Source organism: Actinoplanes sp. OR16 (genome assembly GCF_004001265.1).
In the GTDB taxonomy this organism is placed as follows: domain Bacteria; phylum Actinomycetota; class Actinomycetes; order Mycobacteriales; family Micromonosporaceae; genus Actinoplanes.
In genome coordinates, this window is the sequence record NZ_AP019371.1 from 4,007,898 (window position 1) to 4,021,543 (window position 13,646).

The following is a 13,646-nucleotide window of genomic DNA, read 5'->3' on the forward strand; positions in this document are numbered from 1 at the left end:
TCCTGTCTTGCGCGGCGGTCCTGTCTTGCGCGGCGGTCCTGTCTTGCGCGGCGGTCCTGTCTTGCGCGGCGGTCCTGTCTTGCGCGGCGGTCCTGTCTTGCGCGGCGGTCCTGTCTTGCGCGGCGGTCCTGTCTCGCGCGGCGGTCCTGTCTCGCGCGGCCGTCTTGTCTCGCGCGGCGGCCTCGGCTCAGCCGCGCGGGAGAGGGCTCTCGCGGCGGCCGGTCTGCGCTCGGCGGACCCACCGTGGGTGCGCCCGGCCGGGGGATCCCGGGAGCGCATCGACCACGGTGCGGCACGGCGATCTGCTCAGCCCGAAGGCGTCTGGACTGCCGTGCCTGCGGCCGCCGCGAGCGGCTACACAACCAGCGTAGGCGCCCCGTCGACGCCGCGACAACGCCGCAGCCTGGGCCGTTTGTGCACCTACCGCACGGCTCGGCGGCAACTTGTCATACCCCCGACGTACCGTGTGGGGCATGGCGCTCGACATCCCACGACTCGACGGCCGGTTCGAGGTCGTCAGCGAATTCCAGCCCGCGGGCGACCAGCCCGCCGCGATCGACGAGCTTGAGCGGCGCGTGCGCCGCGGCGATCGGCACACCGTGCTGCTCGGCGCCACCGGCACCGGCAAGAGCGCTACGACGGCCTGGCTCATCGAGCGACTGCAGCGGCCGGCGCTCGTGCTCGCGCCCAACAAGACGCTCTGCGCCCAGTTGGCGAAGGAGTTCCGCGAGCTCCTGCCGAACAACGCCGTCGAATACTTCGTCAGTTACTACGACTACTACCAGCCTGAGGCCTACATCGCTCAGACCGACACCTACATCGAGAAGGACTCGTCGGTCAACGAGGAGGTGGAGCGCCTCCGCCACTCGGCCACCAGGTCCCTGCTGACCAGGCGCGACACCATCGTGGTGGCGACCGTCAGCGCGATCTACGGCCTGGGCACCCCGCAGGAATACATCGAGACCGCCGTGCAGCTCAAGGTCGGCCAGGAGATCGAGCGCGACAGACTGCTGCGCCGCCTGGTCGACATCCAATACACGCGCAACGACGTGGCGTTCCAGCGCGGCACGTTCCGGGTCCGCGGTGACACGCTCGAGATCATCCCGGCTTATGAGGAGCTCGCCCTCCGGGTCGAGCTCTTCGGCGACGAGGTGGAGAAGCTCTACTACCTCCACCCGCTCACCGGCGAGGTGGTCCGCGAGGTCGACGAGCTGGTCATCTTCCCGGCGACGCACTACGTGGCCGGCGCGGAGCGGATGGATCGGGCGATCCGCGACATCGAGGTCGAGCTGGAGGAGAGGCTCGCCGAGTTCGAGCGGCAGGGCAAGCTGCTCGAGGCGCAGCGCCTGCGGATGCGGACGACCTATGACATCGAGATGATGCGCCAGGTCGGCTTCTGCAACGGCATCGAGAACTACTCGATGCACATGGACGGCCGGCAGCCCGGCGAGCCGGCATACACACTGCTCGACTACTTCCCCGACGACTTCGTCACGGTGATCGACGAGTCCCACGTGACGATTCCGCAGATCGGAGGGATGTACGAAGGAGACGCCTCCCGCAAACGGATCCTCATCGAGCACGGTTTCCGGCTGCCCAGCGCCGCCGACAACCGGCCGTTGCGCTTCGACGAGTTCCTCGAGCGGGTCGGCCAGATGGTGTTCCTGTCGGCCACGCCCGGCCCGTGGGAGATGGAGCACGCCCAGGGCGAGTTCGTCGAGCAGGTCATCCGGCCGACCGGACTGGTCGACCCCGAGGTCGTGGTGAAGCCCACGAAGGGCCAGATCGACGACCTGATGCACGAGATCAAGCTGCGCACCGAGCGGGATGAGCGCGTCCTGGTCACGACGCTCACCAAGAAGATGGCCGAGGACCTCACCGACTACCTGCTGGAGAACGGCATCCGCGTGCGCTACCTGCACTCCGAGGTCGACACGCTGCGCCGCGTCGAGTTGCTGAAGGAGCTGCGGAAGGGTGACTACGACGTACTCGTCGGCATCAACCTGCTGCGTGAGGGCCTCGACCTGCCCGAGGTGTCGCTCGTCGCCATCCTCGACGCCGACAAGGAGGGCTTCCTGCGCAGCGGCCGCTCCCTGATCCAGACGATCGGCCGCGCCGCCCGAAACGTCTCCGGCGAGGTCCACATGTACGCCGACAAGATCACCCCCTCGATGCAGAGCGCGATCGAGGAGACCGACAGGCGCCGGGCCAAGCAGATCGCCCACAACGAGGCGAACGGCATCAAGCCACAAGCCCTCCGCAAGAAGATCCACGACATCCTCGACGACATCTACCGCGAAGCCGAAGACACCGACGCGGCAATCGTCGGCGGCGCCGGCCGCCAGATGTCCCGAGGCAAGGCCCCGGTGCCGGAGACCCGTTCAAAGGCCCGAGCAGCCACCGGCCCGGCCCGCGAAGGCATGGCCCGCGCCGAACTCGCCCAGCTGATCCAAGATCTGAGCGACCAGATGCTGGCGGCGGCCCGCGAGCTGCAGTTCGAGCTGGCAGCCCGCATCCGCGACGAGGTGTCGGAGCTGAAGAAGGAACTGCGCGGCATGGACATGGCGGGGGTGAAGTAGACAGCCGGTGGGTTCGAGCCGGGAGCAGGTAAGGCTGCGGCCCGAGGCGCCGGGGCTGGGGCCGGGGAGCAGGCCGGGCCGCCAGGGCCAGGGAGCAGGCCGGGCCGCCCGAGCCGGGTCCACGGGCCGGGGCGGGCCGCGCAGCGGGGGAGCTCGACGGGAGCTTGGGCGTTGGTGGGCCGCTGCCGGCTGAGGGGGTGGCAGCGGTTGGCCTTGGGCGGACCGCCGCCGGCTCGGCTGGCTGGGGTGCTGTCTTCCTCGCGCTGGGTGGGCTGCCGTCGGCTCGGCTGGTTGGGCGCTGCTTGGTTTGCGCTGGGTGGGCTGCGGTCGGCTCGGCTGGCTGGGCGCTGATTGGCCTGCGCTGGGCGCTGATTGGCGTGCGCTGGGTGGGCCGCTGCCAGCTTGCCTTACTGACTGGGGTGCTGCCTTTCCCCCGCGCTGGATGGGCCGCCGCCGGCTTGTGTGGTGGCGGCGGTTGGCCTCGGTGGGTTGCCGGGTGCGTGACTACGAGGTTTGTGGGTCCGGCCTGGTCCGCGTTCGTGGGAGTCAGGTTCGGGATTTCGGCTCGGCTTGGAAGTAGCCATCTCGCCGGAGGCGTCGGTCGCGTCTGCTGTGGGTGCCTCGACCCCGCCTAGACTGGGCTATCTCGGCCTGGGCGGGTGCTCTCATGCCCTGACATCGAGGGGCAGGAGCCGGCACATCGAGCTCAGCAGCGAGCCGATGCCGGCCTCACGCCCGCCGGAGATCTTGAATCAGCGGACTCGGATGTGGCTCTCTGCGTCTGCGCGTCGAGGCGCCTGGAGTGGTCAGCCCGGGTGATGCTCCACGGTCGGAAGCGGGATCAAGCGGCGAAGAAGTCGTGGTCGGGGTGGGGGCGGGCGTCGTCCGGGATCACGTCGGTGAAGTACTCGGCCAGTGGGGGCTGGGCCAGTGTGGTCGCGATCGAGGCTCGCCACTGGGCGAAACGCTCGGTTCGCCGGAAGTTCTGCTCGTGGGCCTCGATGCTGTCCCACTCGACGAGGAGCAGGAAACGGGTGCTCGCCTCGGTGCCGCGCTTCACCCGGACCGAGCGGCAGCCGTCCGCTCCCGCGATCAGAGGGCGGGCGAGGCGGTAGGCCTCCAGGAAGTCGCCGTCGCGGCCGGGGAGTACGTCGATCAGCGTTACTTCGAGAACCATGTCGGCAAGCGTCCCATACGCACGAGTTGGAAAGCTTACTAGGATGCCTTAGGAACTGTCAGGGTTCGCCCGAAAACTGACCGTCACCGGCGTTAGCCTGGACAGAAGGCGACCGCTCGGCGGGATCTTCAAAGAAAAGCAGCGAGCCCCACCACTCTTCGGTCTCCCGATGTGCGGATCCGGGACGGGATGCGCAACAATGGCTGCCGTGGGAGGGGAGTATTCCCCTGCTCCGGTCTCGTCAGCACGGAACGCCGTCCATCGGCGGGCCCGGGACCGGCGGTCGCGGCCATCACAGGCCGCGGCGGAAGAGACCTCCGACAGTCGCACGTCGCTGCCCTTACTCGGCCACGCGTCTCGCTCCGTCGAGTCCTGTGCCAGAGGTTCGGCCCGAGAGGCCCGATTCTCCGGCACGAGACCCGCCGGTGAGTCACGATGTCGGGTTCCGGTCATTCGAGGCCCGTTTGCGAGTCTCGATCACCGAACCCGGGTATTCGTGGTTCAAGAGATGAGTGGTTCAAGAGCCGAAGTGGTTCGAGAGCTGAAGCGGTTCGAGAGCTGAAGTGGTTCGAGAACTGAAGCGGTTCGAGAGCCGAAGTGGTTCGAGAGCTGAAGCCGAGTGGGTGCAGCGACGACCCGTGTCTGCCGGAGGTCCTCGTTGAACGTTCCTGTCTGGGTCTGGGTTGCCACCCTTGTCGCGCTGGTGGCCGTCCTCGCCGTCGATCTTCTGATCATCGGGCGTAGACCACACGAACCCAGCATGAAGGAAGCGGGAACCTGGGTCGGCTTCTACGTCGGCCTCGCGATCCTCTTCGGCGTCGGTGTCTGGGTGACGGCGGGTGCGCAGTCCGCGGGTGAGTTCTACACCGGCTGGCTGACCGAATACTCGCTGAGCGTCGACAACCTCTTCGTCTTCGTGATCATCATGGCCCGGTTCGCGGTGCCGAGGCATCTGCAGCAGAAGGTGCTGCTGATCGGCATCGTGCTGGCGCTGCTGATGCGCGGTGCGTTCATCGTGGCCGGCGCCGCCCTGATCGCGCAGTTCTCCTGGGTCTTCTACATCTTCGGCGCGTTCCTCGTCTACACCGCGATCACGCTGGTGAAGGGTGGCGAGAACGACGAGGACGAGTTCAAGGAGAACCTGCTGATCCGCTGGTCGAAGCGGGCGCTGCCGCTCTCGTCGTCGTTCGGCGACGGCCGGTTCAGTGTGGTGACCGAGACCGGCAAGCGGCTCTTCACGCCGATGCTGATCGTGACGATCGCGATCGGCACCACCGACCTGATCTTCGCGCTCGACTCGATTCCGGCGATCTTCGGCATCACCAAGGAGCCGTACCTCGTCTTCACCGCGAACGTGTTCGCGCTGATGGGTCTGCGCCAGCTCTTCTTCCTGCTCGGCGGCCTGCTGCAGCGCCTGGTCTACCTCAACATCGGTCTGGCCGTGGTGCTCGCCTTCATCGGCGTGAAGCTCTTCCTGGAGGCGCTGCACACCAACACGCTGTCGTTCATCAACGGCGGCCACGGCTTCCACTGGGCCCCGGAGATCCCGATCTGGCTCTCCCTGCTGGTCATCATCGGCACGCTCGGCATCGCCACCGTCGCCAGCCTGATCAAGTCCTCGCGGGACCGCAAAAGAGAACTGATCAGCAACTAGAGGAGCCGGATCAAACCCCTCCTTCCCTGTACGTCCGAAGCCCCGCGGTGACGATGTCACCGCGGGGCTTTCGCCGTACAAGGGAAAGGGCCCGTCCGGCGAAAAGCTGGACGGGCCCCGGAAAGCTCGCGCTTACTGGTGCTTGCGGCGCGCCGCGGCCCGGCCACGGACCGTCTGGTCGAGCTCGACCTTGCGGATGCGGATCGCGTTGGGGGTGACCTCGACGCACTCGTCCTCGCGGCAGAACTCGAGGGACTGCTCCAGGGACAGCTTGCGCGGCGGGATCACCTTCTCGGTGTTGTCCGCGCTCGCCGCCCGCATGTTGGTGAGCTTCTTCTCCTTGGTGATGTTGACGTCCATGTCGTCGTCACGGGAGTTCTCACCGACGATCATGCCCTCGTAGACCTCGGTGCCCGGCTCGACGAAGAGCTGGCCGCGCTCCTGGAGGTTGATCATCGCGAAGCCGGTGACGGCGCCGGCCCGGTCGGCGACCAGGGAGCCGTTCTGGCGGGTGCGGAGCTCGCCGAACCACGGCTCGTGGCGCTCGTACAGGTGGTGCATGATGCCGGTGCCGCGGGTCTCGGTGAGGAACTCGGTGCGGAAGCCGATCAGGCCACGCGCCGGGACCAGCCACTCCATGCGCAGCCAGCCGGTCCCGTGGTTGATCAGCTCTTCCATCCGGCCCTTGCGGGTGGAGAGCAGCTGGGTGATGGCGCCCATGTATTCGTCGGGGGCGTCGATGGTGACCCGCTCGACCGGCTCGTGCACCTTGCCGTCGACGACCTTGGTGACGACCTGCGGCTTGCCGACGGTCAGCTCGTAGCCCTCGCGGCGCATCTGCTCGACCAGGATGGCCAGGGCCAGCTCACCACGGCCCTGCACCTCCCACGCGTCCGGGCGCTCGGTGTTGAGGATGCGGAGCGAGACGTTGCCGATCAGCTCCTTGTCGAGGCGGTCCTTGACCATGCGGGCGGTGACCTTGGCGCCCTTGACCTTGCCGACCAGCGGCGAGGTGTTGGTGCCGAGGACCATCGAGATGGCCGGCTCGTCGACGCTGATCAGCGGCAGCGGGATCGGGTTCTCGGCGTCGGCGAGGGTCTCACCGATCATGATGTCGGCGATGCCCGCGATGGCCATGATGTCGCCGGGGCCGGCGCTCTCGGCCGGCTTGCGCTCCAGACCCTCGGTGATCAGCAGCTCGGAGATCCGGACGTTGCTGATCGTGCCGTCGGTCTTGCACCAGGCCACGGTCTGGCCCTTGCGGATGGTGCCCTGGTGGACGCGGCAGAGTGCGAGACGGCCGAGGAACGGCGACGCGTCGAGGTTGACGACGTGCGCCTGGAGGGGGGCGTCCTCCTCGTACTCCGGCGCCGGGATGGTCTCCAGGATCGTGCTGAACAGCACGTCGAGGTTGTCGCTGTCCTCCGGGACGGTGCCGTCCTTCGGCTGGGTCAGCGAGGCGATGCCGTCACGGGCGCACGCGTAGACGATCGGGAACTCGATCTGGTGCTCGTCGGCGTCGAGGTCGAGGAAGAGCTCGTACGTCTCGTCGACGACCTCCTTGATCCGGGCGTCGGGGCGGTCCACCTTGTTGATGATCAGGATGATCGGCAGCTTGGCGGCGAGCGCCTTGCGCAGCACGAAGCGGGTCTGCGGCAGCGGGCCCTCGGACGCGTCGACGAGCAGGGCGACGCCGTCGACCATGGTGAGGCCGCGCTCGACCTCACCGCCGAAGTCGGCGTGACCCGGGGTGTCGATGATGTTGATCGTTACCGCTTCGCCCTCGGCGGGCTGGTAGCTGATCGCCGTGTTCTTGGCGAGAATGGTGATGCCCTTTTCCCGCTCCAGGTCCATGGAGTCCATGACGCGGTCGGCCATCTCGCCGCGCGCGTGGGACTGGCTGCCCTGGCGCAGCATGGCGTCGACCAGGGTGGTTTTGCCATGGTCGACGTGAGCGATGATGGCGACGTTGCGTAGGTCGGTGCGGGTCTGCATGAAGCCATTGTCCCCGGTTCAGGTTGCCGATCGTGACACCGGGGTCAAGTCCCAGAACTTGTGGTCGTTTGGCCGGTTTTACGGTCTGCGCGAATCATCAGACAACTGTTAGCGTGCCTCTTCGATGTACTTCGGGGGAGGGTTTCGTCGATGAACGCCGTGTTACGGACACGTGTTTTCGCGGCCGCTGTGGTGCTGGTGGTGGCCGGTGGCTGCGGTCTGGCCGGCACCTCCGAGGGAGAGAAGGTGGCGGTGGCGCCACCGTCCGCCGTGGCCGAGGAGTCGCCCTCGCCGTCGCCTGAGATCACCGATGAGCCGGTGATCGAGGAGTCGCCGTCGGTCAAGCCCTCGCCGTCGAAGAAGAAGGCGTCGAAGAAGCCCTCGCCGACGCCGACCGAGGACCCGAACAACTTCCAGGCGCCGGACTGCGCCGAGTTCGAGGGCAAGGAGGTCTCGAAGGCCAAGGCGAAGGCGGCCCTGAACGCGGCGGCCACCAAGGCGTACTGGCCGACCTCGGCGCCGAAGCTGAAGGTGCCGGCCGACCTGATCCGGGCGGTCTCCTGGCACGAGAGCGGCTGGACCTCGAACATCGTGAACTGCGACGGCGGCTTCGGCCTGATGCAGGTGATGCCGGACACCGAGGCCTTCATCAACCAGCGGTTCGAGCAGTCCTACGACTCGCACGCCTACAAGCAGAACGCGGTCATCGGGGCGAACTACCTGGCCTGGCTGACCAAGGCGTTCGGTGACCAGTATTTCAAGGGCAGCTACAGCCTGAGTACGTCGAAGTGCAAGAGCGACTCCTCGCTGTGCCTGCTCAACATGGTGATCGCCGGCTACAACATGGGCCGTGGCTCGGTCGACGAGGGCTACGCGAACGGTGAGCTGGTCAACCCGGAGTACGTTGGCGTGGTCCGCAACCTGATGCGGGATTGCTACTGCGACCGCTACTGACCAGGCCGGTTCCGACCCTTCTCGGATCGCGCGTTACACTGGGTGGTAGAACCCGAGACCCCCATCGTTCCGCCGTTTTGACCCTCGCGTCGCAGCGGTAGTAGGGTCTCGGGGTTGTCGTGTGTCGTTGATGCTGGCGAGCTGCGTTTGTCTCGGCCCGCAGCTCACCCTAAGGAGCCTTACCCGATGCCTCCCAAGAAGAAGACCCATGAGGTAACCCTCGCACTTGAGGCGGGTAACGCCGCGATGGTCGACCTCGGTAAGATGCTCGGTCCGACCGGTGCCAACATGCGTGCCGTCAAGGTCGAGTACGACGAGGCCACCTCGAAGAACCGTGGCGAGATCATCCCGGTCATCGTCTCGGTCTACGAGGACCGCAGCCACACGCTCGCCTACAAGACGCCGCCGACCAGCTTCCTCATCAAGAAGAGCCTCGGCATTCCGTCCGGCGCGGCGAACCCGCTCACCACGACCGTCGGCACGCTCAGCGCCGACCAGGTCAAGGAGATCGCGGAGCGCAAGCTGCCCGACCTCAACGCGAACGACCTCGACGCCGCCATCCAGATCGTCAAGGGCACTGCCCGGTCGATGGGTGTCAAGGTCGCCTGATCCACCTCGTGAGAACGGCCCCGGCTTTCGCCGGGGCCGTTCTTCGTTGCGGGGGAGGGGTGGATCAGCGTCCCTTCGGGGTGATGACCTCGTCGATCAGGCCGTATTCGAGGGCCTCGGCGGCGCTCAGGGTCCGCCCGGTGGACAGGTCGTCCTCGACCCGGCTGCGCGGCTGACCGGTCACCTCGGCGAGCCGGACCACTGCCTCCTCCAGCTCACGCAGATGCTGACCGGCCGCGGCGGCCACCTCGTCGGCGGTGCCGGTGACGCCGGCGGCGCGCGGTTCGGCCAGTTTGAACCTCGCATGCCGGTACGCCGCGCGCTTGTCCGAAGCGGCCAGCACCGCCAGGACGGCACCGCCCGCTTCGGACGTGACGAGCGCGTGCACCGGAGCGGTCAGGGCGTCGATCACGTCGATGATCGACAGGACGGCGCCGAGATCCCCGCCGGGACTGGCCACGTGCAGGTGGACCGGGTCGGGGCCGGCCGAGTCGAGGGTGAGCAGCGCGGCCGCGATGCCGGTCGCCGCCTCGGTGCTGAGCTGACCGCGGAGCATCACGATCCGCTGGTCGAAGAGCCGTTCCTCCAGCCAGCCGGGAAGCCCGGGACCGGCCCCGGGCACGTGCGGCGGCTGCCAGTCGGGCTGCGGGTGCGGCGGGAAACCCCACCGGTTCGGATCGTGTCGACTTCTCACACCGCTACCTCCAGTCGGCCGGGGGTTCCCGCCAGGGTATCCAGCAGCCGCAGGTATCGATGAAGGTTCCGCTTTGGGCCGAAAACGGCGATGAGCCACAGCCGGGCCGGCTGTGACTCATTCCGTCGTCCGGGTGGCGCTAGTGGACGCTGCGCAGCTGCAGGAGGGTCGCCAGGCGGGCGGTGACCGGGCGGGCCTCCAGGTGCAGGCGGGCGATGTTCAGGCCGCCGTCTCCGATCACCGCGAGCAGGGCCAGGTCACCGATCGCGTAGACCGAGAGGTAGCCGTTCTGGTTGTGGATCGTGACGTCGGCGAAGCCGCCCTGGTGCAGGACCGCACCGGTGGTCCGGCTGATGCCGTGCGCGCCGGCCGCGAGGGCCGCCACGTCGTGCGGTTCCGGACCGGACGTCTGGTCGTGCAGGATGAGCAGGCCGTCGACCCCGGCCACCACGCAGCCCAGCACGCCGGGCACCTGGTAGCGCAGGTGGGCGAGCTCGGCGTAGACCGGCTTGTAGCTGTCGCCGGGGGCTGTCATACGTCCAGGTCCTGCTCGATCTTGCGGAGCTGGTGGCGGGCCAGACCGAGGTTGGCACGACCCTTGTCGAGCGACAGGTAGAGGAAGAACGACTCGCCGTGACGCTTGTTCTGCAGCAGGCGGATCAGGTGGTACTGCGAGTCGAGGGTGATCAGGATGTCCTCGATGCCGTCCTGCAGACCCAGCATCTCCAGGGTGCGGACCTTGGCCCGGATCACGTCGGTGTTGCCGGCCGCGGCGATGTTCATGTCCATCTGCTGACCACCGCCCAGGACGCCCAGCGTGAGGCCGCTGGTGTAGTCCACGAGCGCCACACCGATCGCGCCCTCGATGCCCATCGCTTCCTTCAGGGCAGTCTCGATATTCACTGCTGGTACTCCGTTTCCGGCTTTGAGAGGGGGATGCCGAGATGATCAGCGGGCCCAACAGTGACATGCGAAATTTGCTCAAACCCTGAACTAATGCGAGGTGGGTCCGAAGGTAGTTGATCTCCGGGCGGACGACCCCGGTGGGTATCGCCCGAACGTCTGGCACAAGGTCGTCTCGAAGGATGGACAGATCAGCGTTTAAGGCCTGGTTAAGCCGTCAGGTGGACGCTCAGCACGGCTGACGCCACGGTCAGCGCGCCGACGACGGCGAACGGCACCACCCGGTTGTGGCTGCGGCGGATCGCGTAGACGATCGGGAGCAGCAGCGGGAAAGCTGGGATCAGGGCCTGGGCCTGCCGTGCCGCGAGCGCGATCAGCACGACGCCGCCGGCGTACACGAGAAGGGGCCTGGGCAGACGCTCGCCGGCCGCGACGACGAGCAACGCGACGGCCAGCAGCAGGAGGAGGCCGGTCTCCACGGTGAGCCGGCCCGTGCCCAGCTGCGGGAGACCGCCGGCCAGGCCGGCCAGCGCCAGAACGGTGGCGACCCAGGGCCGCCACTCCCGCGGATCGCGGACCAGCGCGATCACGGCGACCGGGACCACGACGAGGGTCAGCGCGGCGCCGGTCGGCAGGGTGAGACCGGCCAGCAGGCAGAGCACGCCGGCGGTCAGCCAGTTCTTCCGGAGCGCGGCGAGCAGCGAACCCGCGGCCAGGGCGGTGAACAGCGACGCGTGATGACCGGAGATGACAGGTACGACCGACCAGAGCCCGGCCAGCAGCACCCCGGTCATCCTGTCCCGCAGGTAGGAGCCGAACGTGTAGAGCGTCACCGCGGCGGCCAGGCCGGAGAGCCAGGTCGCCACCGGCAGCGCGGGCAGGTCGTACTGACCGTAAAGGATCAGGACGAGCGCGTTCAGCGCCCGCAGCGACGCGTGCAGTGCCAGCGCACCGGCCGCGCCGCCCAGCCAGCGGAGCGTCTCCGGGTGCAGCCGGCGGACGAACGAGAGGGGCGCGGCTTCAGCGACGGTCACCGGGCGCTCCTTGCATTGCGGACTGTGTGCAACGCAGCAACCTACCCGTTGCGCCCGGCCGGCCGGTAACGGGGGAACGCCGGATACTCGGGAGACTCCACGGCTTCATGCAACCCGAGCGAGACGGGAGTCGTCAGGGAGGCGTGAGAGCGAAGGAGGGGCTCGTGTGAAGAACGAGCGTGATGAGCAATTCCACCGATTCGTGGTGACCCGGCGTGCCGGCCTGGTGCGCACGGCGACTCTGCTCACGGCGGGCGACGCCCATCTGGCCGAGGACCTGGTCCAGTCCACGCTGACCAAGCTCTACGTGGCCTGGCCGGCGGTCCAGCGAGCCGACAACCCGGACGGGTACGTCCGGCGGACGCTGGTCAACGCGCTGACCGACGAACGGCGGCGCTGGTGGCGGCGGCGGGAACGGACAGTGGCCGAGCTGCCCGAGCGGGCGGCCGCGGAGATTCCCGGCGGGGAGATCTCGGAGGGGCTGCGCGCGGCCCTGAAGGAGCTGCCACCACGGATGCGAGCGGCTCTGGTGTTCCGCTACTTCTACGACCTCGACGTCGCCGACACCGCCGACGCCCTCGGCTGTTCCGAGGGCACGGTGAAGAGCCAGACCGCCCGCGCCCTCGACCGGCTGCGAGCGGTCATCGGCGATAACCCGTCCCTAGCACTGCGCTGACCTGGAGAATCGTGATGATGAACCTGTACGACGGGCTGGAGCGGATCGCCGGTCCCGGCGCCGCACCGACGCCCGAGCAGATCGAGGCCGACCTGGCCCGCGGACGCCGGGCCCTGCGCCGGCGGCGCCTCTTCCAGACCGGCGGCGCCTCCGCGTTCGCCGTCGCCGCCGTGGCCGCGGCAGTGGCGTTCGCCACCACCGGCGCCCCGGCGTCGAGCACCACCACGCCACTCGCGGAGGGGCCCGCCCCGGCGGTGAGCACGCTCGTTCCCACCAAGCTCGTCGCGTACGAGGGTGAGCAGCCGGACGCCTTCGAGATCGACCGGGTGCCGGAGGGCTGGGTCCTCCAGGGCTCCGATGAGGGCGGCCTGGTGCTGGCGCCCGAGGGGCCGCTCGCCGACCCGTCGACCGGCCCCGGCGACGCCGCGAACAGCGACCCGCACAGCTTCGTCGGCAAGATCGCCGTGATGCTCCAGGACACCGGGGCCCCGGCCGATCTGGGCGGCAAGAAGGTCGAGGTGGGCGGCAACCCGGGCGTGCTGACGAAGATGCTCGACCAGACCGACGGCTCCACCCTGTTCCTCCAGGTGCCGGACCGCGGTTACCTGGTGATCCAGGTCTGGGACGACCTGGGCTGGGGCGAGAAGCAGGTGCTCGAGTTCGCCGCGGGCATCCACGTCAACGAGAACGCCACGAAGAGCGTCGGATAGACGAGGGGGAGACCGGAGCAGTTGAGGTGCCCCGGTCTCCCTCACCCATATCTACCAGCCGCGCGCACGCCACTCGGCGAGCTGCGGGCGCTCGGCCCCGAGCGTCGAGTCCTTGCCGTGGCCGGGGTAGAAGACGGTGTCGTCGCCGAACCGGCCGAACAGCTTGCGCTCCACGTCGCCGATCAGCGACGCGAAGTTCTCCTTGACACCGCGGGTGTTCCCCACGCCGCCCGGGAAGAGGCTGTCGCCGGTGAAGAGGTGGTTCCGGTAGGCCAGCACGATCGAGCCCGGCGTGTGCCCCACGATGTGGATCACTTCGAGGGAGTGGTCGCCGACCTCGACGATGTCGCCGTCGGTGAGCGTGCGGGTGACGATCGGGATGCCCTCGGCGTCGTCGGTGTGTGCGAGCGACTCCGCCCCGGTGGCCAGCACGACCTCCTCCAGCGCGATCCAGTGGTCCTGGTGCCGGTGGGTGGTCACCACCGCTCGCAGGCCACGCGCGCCGACCAGGTCGAGGAGCGTCCCCGGCTCGTTCGCCGCGTCGATCAGCAGCTGCTCACCGCCGGACTGCAGCAGGTAGGCGTTGTTGTCCATCGGGCCGACCGAGACCTTCGTCATCAGCAGGCCGTCGCCGAGATCGGTCGCAGTGCTCATTTCCACC

General features: G+C 68.2%; 13 protein-coding genes. 6 read left to right on the top strand and 7 right to left on the bottom strand.

The features are described from left to right. Window positions 1–473: 473 nt before the first annotated feature. The gene (gene uvrB, locus EP757_RS18575) at window positions 474–2,579 is read left to right on the top strand and encodes an excinuclease ABC subunit UvrB (protein WP_127547729.1); all 2,106 of its coding nucleotides are present in this window, start codon (window positions 474–476) and stop codon (window positions 2,577–2,579) included. Window positions 2,580–3,420: 841 nt separating this feature from the next. Here uvrB and EP757_RS18580 read toward each other — a convergent pair. Next, complete coding sequence (locus tag EP757_RS18580) at window positions 3,421–3,756, bottom strand: antibiotic biosynthesis monooxygenase (RefSeq protein ID WP_127547731.1); 336 nt, start codon at window positions 3,754–3,756, stop codon at window positions 3,421–3,423. A gap of 658 nt (window positions 3,757–4,414) precedes the next feature. Here EP757_RS18580 and EP757_RS18585 point away from each other — a divergent pair. Further along, complete coding sequence (locus EP757_RS18585) at window positions 4,415–5,410, top strand: TerC family protein (RefSeq protein WP_127547733.1); 996 nt, start codon at window positions 4,415–4,417, stop codon at window positions 5,408–5,410. 132 nt (window positions 5,411–5,542) lie between these two features. Here EP757_RS18585 and typA read toward each other — a convergent pair whose 3' ends face one another. Next, window positions 5,543–7,405, bottom strand: a complete 1,863-nt coding sequence (gene typA, locus EP757_RS18590) for a translational GTPase TypA (RefSeq protein ID WP_127547734.1) — start codon at window positions 7,403–7,405, stop codon at window positions 5,543–5,545. A gap of 150 nt (window positions 7,406–7,555) precedes the next feature. On the opposite strand from typA, the gene EP757_RS18595 reads away from it, so the two are divergent. Together EP757_RS18595 and EP757_RS18600 are read left to right on the top strand one after the other, a co-directional pair. Beyond that, window positions 7,556–8,359: a lytic transglycosylase domain-containing protein gene (locus EP757_RS18595; RefSeq protein WP_127547736.1), complete on the top strand. Its 804-nt coding sequence runs from the start codon at window positions 7,556–7,558 to the stop codon at window positions 8,357–8,359. Window positions 8,360–8,545: 186 nt separating this feature from the next. After that, window positions 8,546–8,968: an uL11 family ribosomal protein gene (locus EP757_RS18600; RefSeq protein ID WP_127547738.1), complete on the top strand. Its 423-nt coding sequence runs from the start codon at window positions 8,546–8,548 to the stop codon at window positions 8,966–8,968. 64 nt (window positions 8,969–9,032) lie between these two features. On the opposite strand, the gene EP757_RS18605 is transcribed toward EP757_RS18600, so the two are convergent. The 4 genes from EP757_RS18605 to EP757_RS18620 form a co-directional block, all read right to left on the bottom strand. Next, window positions 9,033–9,662, bottom strand: a complete 630-nt coding sequence (locus tag EP757_RS18605; RefSeq protein WP_127547740.1) for an ATP-dependent Clp protease proteolytic subunit — start codon at window positions 9,660–9,662, stop codon at window positions 9,033–9,035. A 139-nt stretch (window positions 9,663–9,801) separates the two neighbouring features. Then, on the bottom strand, window positions 9,802–10,197 hold the full coding sequence (locus tag EP757_RS18610) for a roadblock/LC7 domain-containing protein (RefSeq protein WP_127547742.1): 396 nt from the start codon (window positions 10,195–10,197) through the stop codon (window positions 9,802–9,804). Then, the gene (locus tag EP757_RS18615) at window positions 10,194–10,535 is read right to left on the bottom strand and encodes a hypothetical protein (protein WP_127554310.1); all 342 of its coding nucleotides are present in this window, start codon (window positions 10,533–10,535) and stop codon (window positions 10,194–10,196) included. The genes EP757_RS18610 and EP757_RS18615 overlap by 4 nt, the downstream gene beginning before the upstream one ends. Before the next feature lie 239 nt (window positions 10,536–10,774). After that, on the bottom strand, window positions 10,775–11,599 hold the full coding sequence (locus EP757_RS18620) for a hypothetical protein (protein ID WP_127547743.1): 825 nt from the start codon (window positions 11,597–11,599) through the stop codon (window positions 10,775–10,777). A gap of 166 nt (window positions 11,600–11,765) precedes the next feature. Here EP757_RS18620 and EP757_RS18625 point away from each other — a divergent pair, with 166 nt between their 5' ends. Then, window positions 11,766–12,275: a SigE family RNA polymerase sigma factor gene (locus tag EP757_RS18625; RefSeq protein WP_127547745.1), complete on the top strand. Its 510-nt coding sequence runs from the start codon at window positions 11,766–11,768 to the stop codon at window positions 12,273–12,275. Between the two features lie 14 nt (window positions 12,276–12,289). After that, window positions 12,290–12,985, top strand: coding sequence for a hypothetical protein (locus EP757_RS18630; RefSeq protein WP_146002944.1), 696 nt, complete (start codon window positions 12,290–12,292; stop codon window positions 12,983–12,985). Window positions 12,986–13,036: 51 nt separating this feature from the next. Here the strand turns inward: EP757_RS18630 and EP757_RS18635 are convergent, their stop codons facing one another. Continuing rightward, window positions 13,037–13,639 (bottom strand): MBL fold metallo-hydrolase, encoded by a 603-nt coding sequence (locus tag EP757_RS18635; RefSeq protein ID WP_127547749.1) that lies wholly within the window; start codon window positions 13,637–13,639, stop codon window positions 13,037–13,039. Between the last annotated feature and the right edge of the window lie 7 nt (window positions 13,640–13,646).

What these genes read in the sequence shown, in the direction of transcription:
- typA (WP_127547734.1), bottom strand. Translation starts at nt 7,405, where the DNA reads ATGCAGACCCGCACCGACCTACGCAACGTCGCCATCATCGCTCACGTC.
- EP757_RS18610 (WP_127547742.1), bottom strand. Translation starts at nt 10,197, where the DNA reads ATGACAGCCCCCGGCGACAGCTACAAGCCGGTCTACGCCGAGCTCGCC.
- EP757_RS18600 (WP_127547738.1), top strand. Translation starts at nt 8,546, where the DNA reads ATGCCTCCCAAGAAGAAGACCCATGAGGTAACCCTCGCACTTGAGGCG.
- EP757_RS18615 (WP_127554310.1), bottom strand. Translation starts at nt 10,535, where the DNA reads ATGGGCATCGAGGGCGCGATCGGTGTGGCGCTCGTGGACTACACCAGC.
- EP757_RS18630 (WP_146002944.1), top strand. Translation starts at nt 12,290, where the DNA reads ATGATGAACCTGTACGACGGGCTGGAGCGGATCGCCGGTCCCGGCGCC.
- EP757_RS18635 (WP_127547749.1), bottom strand. Translation starts at nt 13,639, where the DNA reads ATGAGCACTGCGACCGATCTCGGCGACGGCCTGCTGATGACGAAGGTC.
- uvrB (WP_127547729.1), top strand. Translation starts at nt 474, where the DNA reads ATGGCGCTCGACATCCCACGACTCGACGGCCGGTTCGAGGTCGTCAGC.
- EP757_RS18580 (WP_127547731.1), bottom strand. Translation starts at nt 3,756, where the DNA reads ATGGTTCTCGAAGTAACGCTGATCGACGTACTCCCCGGCCGCGACGGC.
- EP757_RS18595 (WP_127547736.1), top strand. Translation starts at nt 7,556, where the DNA reads ATGAACGCCGTGTTACGGACACGTGTTTTCGCGGCCGCTGTGGTGCTG.